The sequence below is a fragment of the Acinetobacter sp. NIPH 284 genome (assembly GCF_000369425.1).
Lineage (GTDB): Bacteria > Pseudomonadota > Gammaproteobacteria > Pseudomonadales > Moraxellaceae > Acinetobacter.
Genome location: NZ_KB850011.1, coordinates 99,323 through 113,969, shown reverse-complemented (window position 1 = coordinate 113,969; position 14,647 = coordinate 99,323). Strand labels below are relative to the sequence as shown.

Here is a 14,647-nt window from a genome sequence, read left to right as displayed (position 1 = left end):
AGCCTTGATGGCCTACGTCGAGATACAAAAGAACCAGTTTGAGCGGATCTTTGAAAATGTATATCGTTGGCAAAAGAACTTATTTAGACCAATCATCAAAGACTTCATTGATGACTTTATTCTCGATAAAAATCATCTGCTACCACAGAGAATCTATAAATGATAGTGCGTAAGTCCTATTTTAAATATCTTGCCTTTTTAGATTTCGAGCGACTCTCAGTAATGCGCCCTATCCACCTGCGGGTTGGATATAGGGTTCAATTCTGGCAAAATTAGTATTTTCTTGCTTATGAATGGTTTGTTCTGAGTTATCAATCATGTTGCCCTCATCTGAGCTATTTTTTAACATTTGCTACAGATAGGATTAACATGAATTATGCTTCTTTTCTATTCTTGATTTGTCTGATTCGATCAATTAGAGCGTTAAAATCTCTCTTGATTTTAACAATTACAACCAAGCCCAAAACAAAAAACTTACTGGCAATTGCTCAAAATCACCAGTAAAAGACAAAAACCAAGCTTAGGATTAAAAAACATAAGCTATTGCTTCGATTGAGCTGATGATTGTACATGAGCAGCATTTTGCTTCTGTTGCGATGGCATATAATCAGGTTGGTTGCTCACAGCCAGAAAGAAAAAGACTAAAAATAAACAACCCAATAAAATACTGATTCCAACCGCAAGGTATGGGAATCTTGATTGCTGTTGAGACATAAGTTCTGCTCCCATTGAAAGACTAAAATTTAATTCATAACAATTTACATAGTGGATAGAGCCTTAAAACTAGCGCCATTTTGAATTCGGGTTTGCATGTATTCGGCATAGACCGATAACTTTTCAAAAATATGTTCCGAATAGAACATATCCTCGATTAAATGTGCCGCTTGGGTCGGACTAAACTGACCAATCTTTGCGACTAGATTTGCATTAAGACTGGAAAACAAAGTACACAAGCTTTTGTGTGCTTCATCTTTGTTTTTAAATAGCAGCCTACGCATATCAATCAATTCATCATTGAGCATGCTTGGCCTACGATCAGCGTGAATCACATCAATTTTTACATCAAAATAATCTTCTAGGATTTGAATCTGTTGCTGATCTAAAGATAAATGTGTAACCAAGAAAATATGAAAAATATCCGTACGACACAATGCTTTGACTAAACAACGGAACAGAAAATCTTGCTCTGCTTTTGCATCATCGACCAGCTCGATATAAAGCTTGAGGCTGTGGATGACATCTTCGATTTTAAGATTGACACTTTTCTCAGCTTGATAGTATTGATTCAATATCTTAAGTACAGAGGATGAGACTGGCGTGGTATAAATCACAGGCTGATTTAAATTAGCAATCATAAATGGTGCAAATAAATAGGCGAGATTATTATCATTTTCCACTATTTCAGCTTGAGCAATATAAGCGACCTTCTCCTTAGAAAAATCTCTCAGTACCTTGCCCCTTAATAAAGTGGCTTCCAGATTTACATATTCTAGACTTAGCTGTTGTTGTACCGCTTGCGAAGGGACTTTGCTTTGAAAAAGCTGAGTCAACGCATTAAGTTCTTTAGTGATAAACATAGTCATACGCTATTCAGTCCGAATTAGTGTCATTCAAACGACTTACAATGCTTGATCAATATTTAACACACTGCATCGTTGCTTGATGCTATTTTGAATCAGGTACAAACAACTGAATAGCTACAGAGTTTCGCTAAAAAAATATAACAGATCATTTATGGATCTTGGTCTAACTGCTTTAGAATTAGCTCGAATACAGTTTGCATTTACTGTTTCATTTCACATTATCTTTCCTGCCACCTCGATTGGTCTCGCTTGTTTTCTTGCTATGCTGGAATGCAAATGGCTATGTAGTCAAAATCCCATTTATAATGCGGGGTTCCTCGGCATCATGCTCTTTGGTTGGGGACGGGTCAACCCCAAAGCGCATTTTTTGCTACCCTCATGGTTGCAATCGGCACCTGTATTTCCATGTTTTGGATAGTATCCTCTAACAGTTGGATGCAAACACCGCAAGACTTTAGCATAGAAAGTCGTACTGAGTATTTCGGAATAAAGTCCGTATTGGTGATGAAGGCTATCACTAGGAGCTTTGTATGAAAATAAAATCGCTGCATTTAAATCCAGCCCAATGGTTTATAATCTTATGGTTAGTCGGATTTTTTGCACTCGCCATCTTTGCAGGTCTATTTAGATTACTCTTGATGTTTGCTTATTAAAAAATGGGTGGAATAGCTTTTAGATGAGATCTATTCCATCAATACGGATTTACTTTATTTTATGTATAAATCAGAACAATTAGCACATAACTTGAAACTGCTTATTGAAAATGGTTCTTGGCAGCCACACACCAAGTTACCCTCTTTACGTGAGCAAGTACAACGATCAGGTTTCAGTCTGATTACCGTAATGAATGCTTACCAAGAACTGGAAGCACAAGGGCTGATTTATTCAAAAGAAAAGTCAGGTTATTTTGTGGCTGAGCAAAATCATATTCAGATTCCACAAGCCTATTCAGTGGTGTCTTTAAATCCAAAAATTGAAATTAACTCACTCGTTTTTAAATATCTCAAATCAATTCAATCTCCCAACGTCAGCCCCTTAGGTTCTGCCTTTCCAGACAGTCAGTTGCTGTATCCCCCAAAACTGATTCAGATCATGGGACAACTTTCCCGCAATCGCCATAGTTATGACCAAACTTCAAATTTACCTCCCGGTAATTTGGCACTCAGAAAGCTGATTGCGCAACGCTATTGTATGCAAGGCATTCCAACCGATGCAGATGACATTGTCATTACATCAGGTGGACTAGAAGCATTAAATCTTTCACTACAAGCGATTACACAACCTGGCGATTATATTTTATTACAACAAACAATTTTTTATGGTGCTTGGCAAGCTGCTGAACGTTTGGGTTTAAAAGTCATCACCATCCCAGAACATCCACAGCATGGCTTTGATATTGAAGCTTTTGAACAAGTCATCAAAAATTATCCAATCAAAGTCTGTTGGTTTATGCTGAATGCACATAACCCAATTGGTTTTACTGTCAGCGATGACATCAAATATAAAATCGCTAAATTGTTGCATGAACATCAAATTCATTTAATCGAAGATGATGTTTATGAAGAAATGTTTTATGGCAGCCAAAAACCATTGCCAATGAAGTATTTTGACCAACAAAATCTGGTATTACACTGCTCTTCTTTTTCTAAAACCTTAGGTTCAAGTTTCCGTATGGGCTGGGTCTATGCAGGTAAATTCTCTGAACATATTCAACATTTACAATTGATGAGTACTATTTCTGCCAATGCGCTGATTCAAAATGCGCTGGTGGAGTTCCTCTCTCATCATCATTATGAAAAGCATTTAAGAACTCTGCGACGTGCCTTAGAAAAGAATAAAAAGCAATTTTTTCAATATCTCAAACAACATCTACCGAAAGACTGTAAGGTGTATAACTATCCAAATGGTTATTTTTTGTGGATTCAACTCCCTGACAAAGTCAGTAGTATGCAAATCTATGAGCAACTGATTCAGCATCATATTGGTGTTGCGCCAAGTCCCTTATTTAATGTGTTGCCCTCACATCAACATTTTATTCGTATGAACTGTTCTTTTGAATGGACAGAGCAAATTCAGCATTCGCTAGAGTTATTCATTACAACGATTCAACGTCAAATACCCAATTAATTCAGTTTGGATAGATTATTCTTGCGATACTGACTCGGTGTTTCCCCAAACGTCTTTTTAAAGGCACGAATAAAATTGGTGGCTTCTTCATACCCTACCAAGCCAGCAATATCCTGAATACTATATTGCTGCTGTTGTAGTAATTTCTTGGCTTGATTAAACCGAACCTCAGCCAAGATTTGCAAAAATGTGGTGCCCTGTGCTTGCAAATGCCGCTTAATCGTTCGTTCTGACATATTTAAGCGCTGTGCAATCAATGGAAGTGAGGGATAACCATGACTGGAATGATATAACAACTCGGAACGAATACTTTTTTGTAAGTCCCGAGTACTTTCTTTTGCGAGTTTAAGCTTTTCATTTTCACAATACAAAATAGCCTGTTGGAATGCAACTTGATCTGCATTCAAATTCTTACAATGTAAATATTTTTTAGAAAATCGAAAACCATTACGTGCTTGATTAAAATGAATCTTTATCTGGGATAAATCAATTTTTTCATAATTCTGAGCATCTGCCCAATCCACAAAAACCTCACAACTTTCTGCAATTTTGTCAGAAAATAAAGTGAGAAAATGAATTGCTCCAAATAATAAACTTTCGATCAAAAAATGTCTTAACCGATCAGATTGTTCTGCATCACCTAATTTCACTGGATGAACATCATCTAGATAAACATAGATAAACGTTTCATCAATGTGCCATTCAGGGATAAAATTTTGAATTCGAGTACAAAAATACTGCTGACAAAGGCTTAACGCCGTTTCAACATCCGCACAACTGAGAAATGCAAACCCTAAAGCTCCATGCGAAGTTGGACGTAACCTAAACCCATATTCAATCCCGAGACGCAGATTCCCCGTCAATCGTAACGCATTTACTACCATTTTGACCATTGATGCGCACTCATCTTGGCATCGGCTTGTTGCATTTCAGCCGGAATCAATCCCGTTCCATGCAAAACAATGTGTGCATCGATGCCATATTCATAAACGATTTCTAATAATACATGGGCATAAGAAACAGAGATGGTTTCTTGAAACAATCCAAAAGGATCACGCATGACACATCCTATGTCCTAAAATGATCATTAATATGGCATAGTCTCCCCTATTGAGCGAGCATTTTCTTCGAAATAATAACCTCAAGATTGATGACTAAAACAATGGGGAATTGCTGAAATGGCAAGCATGACACTCGATAAACAGCAATCGACCTATGTGCTGAATTTGACGAATGGCAATCAGGAAAATGCTTTAAATAAAGCGGTATTAGAAGAATATTTTGCTATTTTTGATGAAATTGAAAGTGATAAAAATAATGCCTGTTTAATTATTCGAAGTGAGCATCCTAAAACCTTTTGTAACGGCTTAGACCTTGCTTGGTTAATGCAACAATCGTTGGAAGGTAAAAAAGCCTTTACCCTGCAACTTGAAAATATGTTGCTCCGTTTAGCATTACTCAACTTACCTGTAATTGCTGAAATCGGTGGTAATGCTTATGCAGGCGGTGCAATTCTCGCGTCTGCTTGTGACTTCCGATTTATGCGATCAGATCGAGGACGTTTTTGCTTTCCAGAAGTCCATCTGGGCATTCCTTTTACAGATATCATTGCTGAAATTGTGCAACTACTTCCTAATCAACATGCAATTTGGGAAATGTCTTTGACAGGCAAAACCATGACAGGCACTGAATGTCTACAATCCCAACTCGTTCACCAAATTGAACCGATCGAAGCATTAAGTCATGAAGTGTTTAAATTTGCAGAGGATATGGCACAAAAACACCGCCAAACCTATGCCGTGATCAAACGTCAGCTCCGCCATCGAATTGTAGAGATTGCCAAGCAACGCCAACTCTATGATCCTGAAAAATTTGCTCACCCTTTTATGATCTAATTCAACGTTTACAACAACTCAAATCTAGGAAATATCAATGAATAATATGCAAGGAAGAACTGTTTTTATTACGGGCGGCAGTCGAGGTATCGGCAGAGCAATTGCGTTAAAAGCAGCTCAGGCAGGTGCGAATGTCGTGATTGCAGCAAAAACCGAAGTCGAGACCACTAAATTAACAGGTACAATTTATAGTGTGGCTGAAGAAATTGAAGCTGCAGGCGGCAAAGCATTGCCACTGTTACTAGATGTTAGAGATGAGCAACAAATTCATACCGCTATTCAACAAGCCGCCAAAGCCTTTGGCAGAATTGATGTGCTGATTAATAACGCAGGTGCAATTGCATTAATGGGGGTGGAATCCACCTCATTAAAACAATATGACTTGATCCAGACTATTAATCATCGTGCAACCTTTATCTGCGCACAAGCTGCATTGCCCTTTTTAAAGCAATCTGAAAATCCACATATTTTAAGCTTATCACCGCCTGTAAATATGTCGCCAAAATGGCTTGGGATGCTTGCACCTTATGCTTTATCTAAATACGGTATGACGATTTTGACTTTAGGCATGGCGGAAGAATTCCGTCACTATGGTATTTCATGTAATACGCTTTGGCCTGAAACTTATATCGCAACCGCAGCCGTTTCGAAGAATCTAGGCGAAGAAAATACCTTACAGGTCAGCCGTAAACCAGAGATCATGGCAGATGCAGCTTTTGCGATTTATAGCACGGCTAGAGGTGAACTTACAGGACAAAGCCTGACCGATGAACAAGCTTTGTCTCGTATTGGCATCACTGACTTTTCTCAATATGCATGTGTCGCTGGAAATACCAATTTACAGAAAGATTTCTTTTTAGATTGATCCAACAATGAAAAAACGACCTTAAAACATGTGTCTTAAGGTCGTTTCAAAAGCAAAGAAAATTAACCCGGGAAAATGCCACGCTCTTTACGTGCTTTTAAAATACGCTCACAACCTAAAATGAAGGCAGATTGTTTAAGCTTTTTCTTCAATCGTTGAACTGTAGCTAAGTCTCTTTTACCCCAAACATAAGCAACAATCTCACCTATTTCTCGATGGTAGGCGTAAATAAGCCATTGTTTATTATTTTTATTTCACACAAAAGTCCAAAACTCATCAACTTCAAGAGACTCATAATGACTTTGTTTAGGCTGAATTTGGTAGGTCGATTCGGTTAAAGTACGTAAAACTTTACCGATACTAATGCCTGAATTACATCCTAGATCGCTCAGAGCATGGTCACCAATAAACTGACGTTTACAGTCTTTGCACTGATAGTTTTGTTTCCCATCTACTTTGATGCCATTTTTCTTGATACTGTCACTGAGGCAGGTTGGACATTTGATTTCTAGAGTTATTCGCATTTCTCTATTTTATCAAAATTCAACCTGCTTTGTTTCAGCATATTTTTTGAAACACCACCAAGAAATTATTTTCTTAGGCTATGAATAACGTATTAGGTTTAATAATCAGTTCACATCAGATTCACATAACGCGCTTTAAACTATTTATAAAATGAAATGAGTTTACGAGCATGGCATTTATACGAACTTTAGCAGTTTCAACATTAGCCTTATTCTCTTTAGCTTCGTGTAAAAGTATACCAAGCTATTCACCTGACTATAGCAAAGCAAGTAAAGAAATATCTGGCATTGCTTTGACGCAAGAACAAGCGACTGAAATCGGTAAGCGGTTCACTTCAGCATTCAATACGCTTGGAACACCAAGTTTTATTAAAAATGCAAGCCAACTTTATGCTAATGACCTATACATTAATGACACCTTATCCCAGTTTTCGAACAAACAAGATTTGGTAAAACATTTTTCAGGTATGAATGAGCATGTGAGTAACGTCAATGTTAAACTTATTAGTGCCACTTATCAAAAAGATTCAGCCTATATACATTGGTATATGGCTTATGATTTTAAAATGTTTGGTCGTATTAAAACTATGGCATCGTATGGCATAAGCGAAATCAAAATCAACTCCTCTAGCCAAATAGTTTTTCAACAAGATTATTGGGATCCTGCCAATGGCTTATATCGTTCATTACCATATATTGGAAAGGGTTACTCTCTAGTTTTACCTTTCAAAAAATAGTTTAAAATTCGGCCATCATAAATTTGTAATAATTCAAGGGTGATATATATGAACGATAATTTCTTATTAAATCAATTTAGTCACATTGATGGTTTAATCTTCCTTGCTGTGATAGATAATTATGATGGTGCTATATTAGAATCTATAGGAGATCATCATATAAATATAGATAGTGCTATACTTGAAGTTACCAATATATATAACATGCAAATAAAGCTGACACATCAGTTTGATCCAATGGATTATCTTGAAGGTATATTTATCAGTTTACACAATCAATATCATATGATTACTCCCCTTGAAAGTAATCAAAACCTATTTTTATATGCAATTTTAGATCATACTCTAACAAATCCTGCCTATGCACGTTACGAAATTGAACGTATTGAAAAAAATCTGAATTTTTATGCCTATTAAAAATATATCTTATTAAATAAGCTTTGAATTGAGTATTTCTTTGTACAATGGAGCTAAAAATGAATTCTAATTTAACGAAGAAAATATTTTCATTTTGTGCCATTAACTTAATAGTAGGTACTCATGTAGTGCATGCAAGTGTTCAAACTTGTCGGAATGCCCCACTAATTGTTACGGGAAAAGTTGTTGGTTCAGTGACATACTTTGCAGAGGATTGTAAAAAAAACTGGGAAAACCAAAACATACGCCTAGACTTTTCTTATCGTCAAAACATTCCTGAATGGGCATTTAAACGCGCAGCGACTCATTTCCTTAAGAAAAATATTGCAGACTTCTCAGATAACTCACCACTGAATAACATCACAGAATTATATCACCCTGTAAAAAAAGGTGATCTCTATAGCCTCAGTTACAATCAAAATAGCAATACACTTACATTATCTTTAAATCAAAAGACTCTCGGTGCGATTACAGATCGAAAAGCAAATCAGTATTTTAAAATTTGGTTTGGAAATTCACCTTTTAATGCTAAATTAAAACAACAATTACTTAATCCATAGTGGATATTATTATGAGCAACCAATTTATCCTGATGGTTGAAGACCACTATGAACTTGCGGCAACTGTATGTGAGTTTTTAGAGGAACATGGTTTTGTAATTGATCATGCGCGTAACTTGGATGCTGCACGTAATTTTCTTAAAACACAGGCATATCATCTGCTTTTATTAGACATAAATTTACCTGATGGCTCTGGTTACGATTTATGCGAATGGTTAAGAACAGAACAAGGTATGGATATTCCCGTGCTTATGCTTACCGCGCGTGACACCTTAGATGATAAATTGAAAGGTTTTGTTGCAGGTACAGATGATTATCTAGTTAAACCTTTTGATTTCAATGAATTAGTCATGCGAATTCGTGCCCTAATTAAACGTTCATTAGGCGAAGTTTCCAAAAATAAAATTCAAATCCATGACTTAATTTTAGATAGCTCCACACAAACCATTATTCGTGCAGGGCAACACATTGAATTACCACGGATTCAATTTAAATTACTTAAAATTTTAATGAGAAACTCACCAAGAGTAATAACCAAACAAGAAATTATTATTGAGCTTTGGGGTGATGAAGAGCCTGAAAGTGATGCTTTACGTAGCCACATTTATAATTTACGTAAAATGGTGGATAAACCTTTTCAACAAAAACTCATTCATACGATTTCGGGTGTTGGTTTAAAAATCGCACTTGAGGATTAAGTGCTTTAATTCATATATACCACAACAATTAATCCTGTTGTATTCGGCAGTTCAAGGTCAGTATGTGTATTTAAATAATATTGACGATCGAACAACTCGACTCTCCAGCCTAGTTGCATACATAGTTTTTCTACTAACTGCAGACCTATGCCATGTCCTTTAGGATTAAGTTTTAGCTGACTACGACTTAACTCTCGAACTTTTAATTCATCTGGTAGGCTAATTCCAATGCCGTTATCGGCAATGATGATGCTATTTTTCTGTTGAATAATATGAATACTTGAGCCTTGAGAATAATTTAGCGCATTACGCAAAATATTGCTAAACACCATTTTTGTCATTGATGAATATAATAAACGTGTTGATTCTGAATCATCATACTGCACCAAGATCTCTATCCCTTTACTTTGGCTCACCATATCTAAATCATGAACGAGATCAGTAATAATGGCAGATAATCGGGTTTGCTCAGCATTTAGGGTATTGGTCGTGTTACGTGCAATTGCAAGTAAAGTATCTACGAGTAATTGCATGTCCTCAATGGTATTTGCTATACGGTTCAATGATTTATCATTACCATATCTTGCTTGGCAGATTTGGACATTACCTTTCAAAATCGTCAAAGGGGTACGTAATTCGTGACTAACATCCCCCGTAAACTCGCGTTCACGATGAATAAACTCACTCAATACTTCATGGTACTTTTCTAATGCCTGTTTTAGATATTCTGCTTCCATGTTGCCATTGGTACTAATATCTTGAAATGGAGAAGCCTCTTTACTTTGATGAACCCAGTCTATTAGTTCTAGCGCATTTGCAAGACGGGTAATCGGTGAGAAATAACGTTTCGCACGGCGATTTGACCACCATAAAATGCTATAGAGCACAATCAAACTAAACATTAATGGCGCAAGACCAAACATCCAAACAATTTTATTGACGTTACTTTCACCGAACACCAACAACACATGCTGACCATTGCGCTCGCCATAAACAGTCATACGATCTTTGCCATCTACAAAAATACGATGCACACCTTGCTGTAAAGTCAAATCACGAAGTGGTTGCGGAGGCTTGTTTGATGACCAACGATAGCCATATAAATTTTTAGTGTCTGGAAGATCGGCATTTGGATTACGATCAACACGTATCCAATAATGTTCCATTTCTTGTTCAAGCGCAGTTTTGAGTAATGAACCTTTAATCACCCATGCACTACAAGCAATACCAATAATAATTGAAAGTGCGATCAGCCCGATCTGCAACCAATAATAGCGATTAAACATCTCACCGAGTGGATGATTATTTCCGTCATTTTGTTTCGATCTAAACATTGGCTGATCTACTTACAGAGCTATCTTTAATTATACGACTTTCTTTTTAAACAGGAAGTGACCGACAACCCACTCTTGCCCTTGCTCAAACCCAAATAATTCTGCACAAGCCATAAAGAAAATACGCCAACGTTGCCACCATGCTTCTGCATCTTGAGCGTAAACTTGTTCAAAAAGTGGTTTTAATTGTTCGACATTGCGATCCATATTTTCTAACCAAGCATTCGCTGTTTTCTCGTAATGAGTACCCGACCATTGCCAATGTTTAGATAGCTCTAAATGATCTTGGAAATGTAAGAATGTAGACGTTGATGGCATCAGACCACCCGTAAAAAAGTAACGTGACATCCAATCATATTCACTTTTAATTTCAAATGGATAATGTAAGAAACGATGACAAAAAATATGACACCACAACATCCCATCTGCTTTAAGCCAAGACTGAATTTTCTCAAAGAGTTTCTGATAGTTTCTAACGTGTTCAAACATTTCAACCGAAACTACACGATCGAACGTATTGGTCTTTAATTCAAGCACATTGACATCGCAAGTGATGATTTGAATATTATTCAAATTACGTTTTTCAGCTTCAGCTAAAATATGCTGACGTTGAGTTGCAGAATTTGAAACACCTGTGATCTTCGCATTTGGATAACGCTCAGCCATCCATAGGGTAAATGATCCCCAACCACAGCCCAATTCTAAAATCTCTTGACCATCCTGCAACTGTGCACGATCGCTATATATTTGCAGTGCAAATTCTTCGGCTTCATCTAATGTGGTGTGGTCATGTGGAAAGAAACAGGCACTATATTTCAAACGTTTGCCTAAGACAGCCTGAAAGAAAGCAGTCGGCAACTCATAATGTTGCTGATTGGCTTTGTCTGTTTCAATCGCAATCTCACTGTGCTTCAACATATTGAGCACGTCCATATAACGCTGTGCACCTTGCTCAGGATCATAGCGCCCTTCTTGAATCAAACGCTTTTTACTCAATGCACGGATGGCTGCACGAATTGCCTGATCTGGAACTAAACCGCTTTCAACGAGTTTTAAAGATTTTTGAATAATAAAGTCCATGTGCAGTACCTACTGTTTGGGTTTCCACGGAATAAACATTGAAGTTCGTTTTTGATAATCGAGATAATTTTGACCGCGATTTTTTAATGCTTGTTGCTCACTGAATGGAATACCCGTGATGTAATACAAGAATAACCACATCAAAATTGGATAGATCCACAAGCTTAATAATCCTGCCGCTAATCCTATGATGGGATAAGCAAACCAATGCAGCCATTCAAAGAAGTAGTTTGGATGCCTTGAATACTTCCACAGACCTTGATCCATTGTTTTGCCATGATTATTGGGATTTTGCTTGAAACGATATAATTGTTGATCTGCAACCGTCTCACCGACGAATGCAACAAACATAATTAGACCTGCAATAATCAGATAATCATTGGTATCCATGCTCCAAGACATGCTTGGCACATTGAGCAAGCTCCACATAGGAATGCTAAATAAAATGGCTAATCCAGCCTGAAACATGAAAAAAGCAAAGAAACCAAAATGTTGATATTTGCCCATTGCTCTACGCATGTTGGCATATCGACGGTCTTCTTCATGCTCAGCTAAATAACGACGGAATAGATGCAAAGTTAGACGCAAGAACCATATTGAACTGAATACGCCGAGAAACAATCTGACATTTAACGGAGCGATCTCAACAAACAATGCTGTAATGGCAATATTGAGAACAATACAGAAACTCCATGCGACATCTACGATACCTGCACGATGGTTTACTGTTGCCCACAACCAACAAAGCGTCATCACAACGGCATCAAGTAAAAATAATTGCCACAACATAACCACCTCCTTGATGCATTAAAAAATCTTTGATTTTTTAATAAGGGCTTGCTTCAAATAGAAGATGTACATCACTGATCACGCCTTCTTTAAAGCCACCTTCGCAATAACAGAGATAGAAATCCCACATCCGAATAAAGTTCTCATCAAATCCCAAAGCCAAAACGCGTTCTTTGGCATTTAAGAAACGCTCACGCCATTGATGAATCGTTTCTGCATAGCTCAAGCCAATATCTTCAAGATGTTTTAAACGTAACTGTTGTTCAGATGCAGCTTGAGTTAAAACACTGATACACGGAATAAAACTTCCTGGGAAAATATAGCGTTTAATATAATCCACGGTATTCAAAGCTTTTTTATAACGTGCATCTTCAATTGTGATAGCTTGAATCAAGCCCAAACCATTCGGTTTTAATAAAGATCTACATTTATTGAAATAAGTCGATAAATATTGCTCACCAACAGCTTCGATCATTTCGATCGAAACCAATTTGTCGAACTTGCCTTCTAACAATCGGTAATCTTTGAGTTGAACATCGACACGATGACTAAGGCCCGCATCTGCGATACGTTTGGTTGCTTCATCATATTGTGCTTGAGAAATCGTAATCGTAGTCACTTTACAGCCATAATGCTGAGCAGCGTAAATCGCAAAACCACCCCAACCGCTCCCGATCTCAACCAAGTGATCCATAGGTTTGAGCTGTAACTTCTGACAAATCAGTTCTTTTTTATAATCCGATGCTTCTTCTAAAGTCATATCTTTGTGCTTATACACAGCACTGGAATACATCATGGAAGAATCAAGAAAGAGTTTGAAAAAGTCATTGCTCAGGTCGTAATGCTCTGCAATATTTTTTCGACTTCCTGACAATGAATTTTTACGTGTTTTGTACCAAGCTTTTAATACAAGTTGGCTGGCTTGAGAAATCACATTCTGATTAATCTTATCAAGCACATGACGGTTTCTCGCCAAAATTTGAATGACTTCAACGAGGTGTTCACTGCTCCAATAACCGCGAATATAACCTTCAGCTACACCAAGTACACCGTTTTTAAAAATCAGATCAATCAATTCTTTATTATGAATCTCTATCGTCGCTTCTAAATCAGAAACCTCACCCACGGTACCATTCCATTCTCCACGAAAATGAATTTGTCCATGACGAAGTTTGAGCAAGCTTCGAAGAACCAAAGGCAGTGAATCCTGTTCACCGAAAATAAGCGTTTTCATCATGTTGTTTTAAATCCTTATCTTTTTTAGGGTGCCGATAAAATGGAACTTTCTTTCGCCATAGATGAAAAGCTTGAACGTAGATCGAAGCTAACATCTTGAAAGGTTCAAAGATATGATGAATAGCATAACGATTCAGTTGTGAAGGAACTGTGATGCTGGTTAAAGTGAAACGCATCGTTGCATCAAAGATAAATTTATCTGATTGATAAAGCTGCATATGAATCACATTTTGTTCATCTGAAAAGTTAAATCGCCATTTGTACTGAATATCCATTGGCATGAATGGAGAGACATGAAAACTCTTTTCAAATTCGAACTCATAACTTTTGAAATGACTGTGCTCTTTTAATTTTTGACGACAGTCATGCACATAAACTTTACGTTCATTCCAAGGGGTATTGGTGATTTCACTCAATATGAAAACAGGTTGTTTTTGAGGATTGAGTACAAAATAAAAGATGACTGAATTAAAACTAAATCCTAAAGTTCTTGGCAATGCGAGCACACGAATTTCTGATTGAGTTGATAAAATCGTATCCGCTTGCTGCAAAAGGATTTTCTTAATTCGTTCTCTGATCGAACCTGTATAGCCTTTTAGAAAATCATTTTCATAAAGATTTAAGATATTCCAACGCGAAGTTGAACAAAGCCATGAACGATCTAGGTTTTGTTCGATACGATCTGGATCAAAACATAAATAGCTCAAACTAGACTCAAAATCGTGTGCTTTAGGATAAAAGCGCCGATGTCTAATCTGAGCTTTGGCTATGGAAAGTGAATCTTCAAACATGTGATCACCTC

Annotated in this window: 15 protein-coding genes and 5 pseudogenes; 10 read left to right on the top strand and 10 right to left on the bottom strand. The window is 37.0% G+C overall.

The genetic code is table 11. The features are described from left to right. Positions 1–163: pseudogene (locus F908_RS15915) on the top strand (IS701 family transposase); the annotation flags it as partial. 69 nt (positions 164–232) lie between these two features. Here the strand turns inward: F908_RS15915 and F908_RS16255 are convergent. The 3 genes and pseudogenes from F908_RS16255 to F908_RS06575 form a co-directional block, all read right to left on the bottom strand. Next, positions 233–316, bottom strand: a pseudogene (locus tag F908_RS16255) (hypothetical protein); the annotation flags it as partial. 224 nt (positions 317–540) lie between these two features. Further along, positions 541–714 (bottom strand): cbb3-type cytochrome oxidase assembly protein, encoded by a 174-nt coding sequence (locus F908_RS16080; RefSeq protein WP_005159516.1) that lies wholly within the window; start codon positions 712–714, stop codon positions 541–543. 44 nt (positions 715–758) lie between these two features. Continuing rightward, on the bottom strand, positions 759–1,583 hold the full coding sequence (locus F908_RS06575) for a hypothetical protein (protein ID WP_005159514.1): 825 nt from the start codon (positions 1,581–1,583) through the stop codon (positions 759–761). 151 nt (positions 1,584–1,734) lie between these two features. Here F908_RS06575 and F908_RS16180 point away from each other — a divergent pair. From F908_RS16180 to F908_RS06565, 3 genes and pseudogenes are all read left to right on the top strand, one after another. Continuing rightward, a pseudogene (locus F908_RS16180) lies at positions 1,735–2,051 on the top strand (cytochrome ubiquinol oxidase subunit I); the annotation flags it as partial. A gap of 62 nt (positions 2,052–2,113) precedes the next feature. Further along, entirely contained in the window at positions 2,114–2,236 is a 123-nt protein-coding gene (locus F908_RS16400) for a hypothetical protein (RefSeq protein WP_256731757.1), read from the top strand. Positions 2,237–2,297: 61 nt separating this feature from the next. Then, positions 2,298–3,710: an aminotransferase-like domain-containing protein gene (locus F908_RS06565; protein ID WP_005159513.1), complete on the top strand. Its 1,413-nt coding sequence runs from the start codon at positions 2,298–2,300 to the stop codon at positions 3,708–3,710. On the opposite strand, the pseudogene F908_RS06560 reads toward F908_RS06565, so the two are convergent. Continuing rightward, positions 3,707–4,770 (bottom strand): annotated as a pseudogene (locus tag F908_RS06560) (helix-turn-helix domain-containing protein). The gene F908_RS06565 and the pseudogene F908_RS06560 sit on opposite strands and share 4 nt — an antisense overlap. A 118-nt stretch (positions 4,771–4,888) precedes the next feature. On the opposite strand from F908_RS06560, the gene F908_RS06555 reads away from it, so the two are divergent. Both F908_RS06555 and F908_RS06550 read left to right on the top strand, forming a co-directional pair. Then, on the top strand, positions 4,889–5,605 hold the full coding sequence (locus tag F908_RS06555) for an enoyl-CoA hydratase/isomerase family protein (protein ID WP_005159507.1): 717 nt from the start codon (positions 4,889–4,891) through the stop codon (positions 5,603–5,605). 37 nt (positions 5,606–5,642) lie between these two features. Continuing rightward, positions 5,643–6,470: an SDR family oxidoreductase gene (locus F908_RS06550; protein ID WP_005159506.1), complete on the top strand. Its 828-nt coding sequence runs from the start codon at positions 5,643–5,645 to the stop codon at positions 6,468–6,470. Positions 6,471–6,601: 131 nt separating this feature from the next. Here the strand turns inward: F908_RS06550 and F908_RS06545 are convergent. Continuing rightward, a pseudogene (locus F908_RS06545) lies at positions 6,602–6,994 on the bottom strand (IS1 family transposase); the annotation flags it as partial. Between the two features lie 170 nt (positions 6,995–7,164). On the opposite strand from F908_RS06545, the gene F908_RS06540 reads away from it, so the two are divergent. Genes F908_RS06540 through F908_RS06525 form a run of 4 tightly spaced genes read left to right on the top strand, consistent with a single transcriptional unit; the run spans position 7,165 to position 9,406 of the window. Continuing rightward, positions 7,165–7,731: a hypothetical protein gene (locus F908_RS06540; RefSeq protein WP_005159499.1), complete on the top strand. Its 567-nt coding sequence runs from the start codon at positions 7,165–7,167 to the stop codon at positions 7,729–7,731. Between the two features lie 48 nt (positions 7,732–7,779). Then, on the top strand, positions 7,780–8,148 hold the full coding sequence (locus tag F908_RS06535) for a hypothetical protein (RefSeq protein WP_005159496.1): 369 nt from the start codon (positions 7,780–7,782) through the stop codon (positions 8,146–8,148). A 59-nt stretch (positions 8,149–8,207) separates the two neighbouring features. Beyond that, positions 8,208–8,708, top strand: coding sequence for a chalcone isomerase family protein (locus tag F908_RS06530; protein ID WP_005159495.1), 501 nt, complete (start codon positions 8,208–8,210; stop codon positions 8,706–8,708). Between the two features lie 11 nt (positions 8,709–8,719). Next, entirely contained in the window at positions 8,720–9,406 is a 687-nt protein-coding gene (locus F908_RS06525; protein ID WP_005159494.1) for a response regulator transcription factor, read from the top strand. A 5-nt stretch (positions 9,407–9,411) separates the two neighbouring features. On the opposite strand, the gene F908_RS06520 is transcribed toward F908_RS06525, so the two are convergent. From F908_RS06520 to F908_RS06500, 5 genes are read right to left on the bottom strand one after another with little or no spacing between them, the layout of a single operon-like run. Beyond that, the gene (locus tag F908_RS06520; protein WP_005159486.1) at positions 9,412–10,740 is read right to left on the bottom strand and encodes a sensor histidine kinase; all 1,329 of its coding nucleotides are present in this window, start codon (positions 10,738–10,740) and stop codon (positions 9,412–9,414) included. A 30-nt stretch (positions 10,741–10,770) separates the two neighbouring features. Further along, positions 10,771–11,820 carry an SAM-dependent methyltransferase gene (locus F908_RS06515; RefSeq protein ID WP_005159485.1) on the bottom strand — a complete coding sequence of 350 codons (1,050 nt, stop codon included), beginning with the start codon at positions 11,818–11,820 and terminating at the stop codon, positions 10,771–10,773. A gap of 9 nt (positions 11,821–11,829) precedes the next feature. Beyond that, entirely contained in the window at positions 11,830–12,609 is a 780-nt protein-coding gene (locus tag F908_RS06510) for a DUF1295 domain-containing protein (protein WP_005159484.1), read from the bottom strand. A gap of 37 nt (positions 12,610–12,646) precedes the next feature. Further along, the gene (locus tag F908_RS06505; protein ID WP_005159483.1) at positions 12,647–13,846 is read right to left on the bottom strand and encodes an SAM-dependent methyltransferase; all 1,200 of its coding nucleotides are present in this window, start codon (positions 13,844–13,846) and stop codon (positions 12,647–12,649) included. Further along, the gene (locus F908_RS06500; RefSeq protein WP_005159481.1) at positions 13,821–14,636 is read right to left on the bottom strand and encodes a DUF1365 domain-containing protein; all 816 of its coding nucleotides are present in this window, start codon (positions 14,634–14,636) and stop codon (positions 13,821–13,823) included. The genes F908_RS06505 and F908_RS06500 overlap by 26 nt, the downstream gene beginning before the upstream one ends. Between the last annotated feature and the right edge of the window lie 11 nt (positions 14,637–14,647).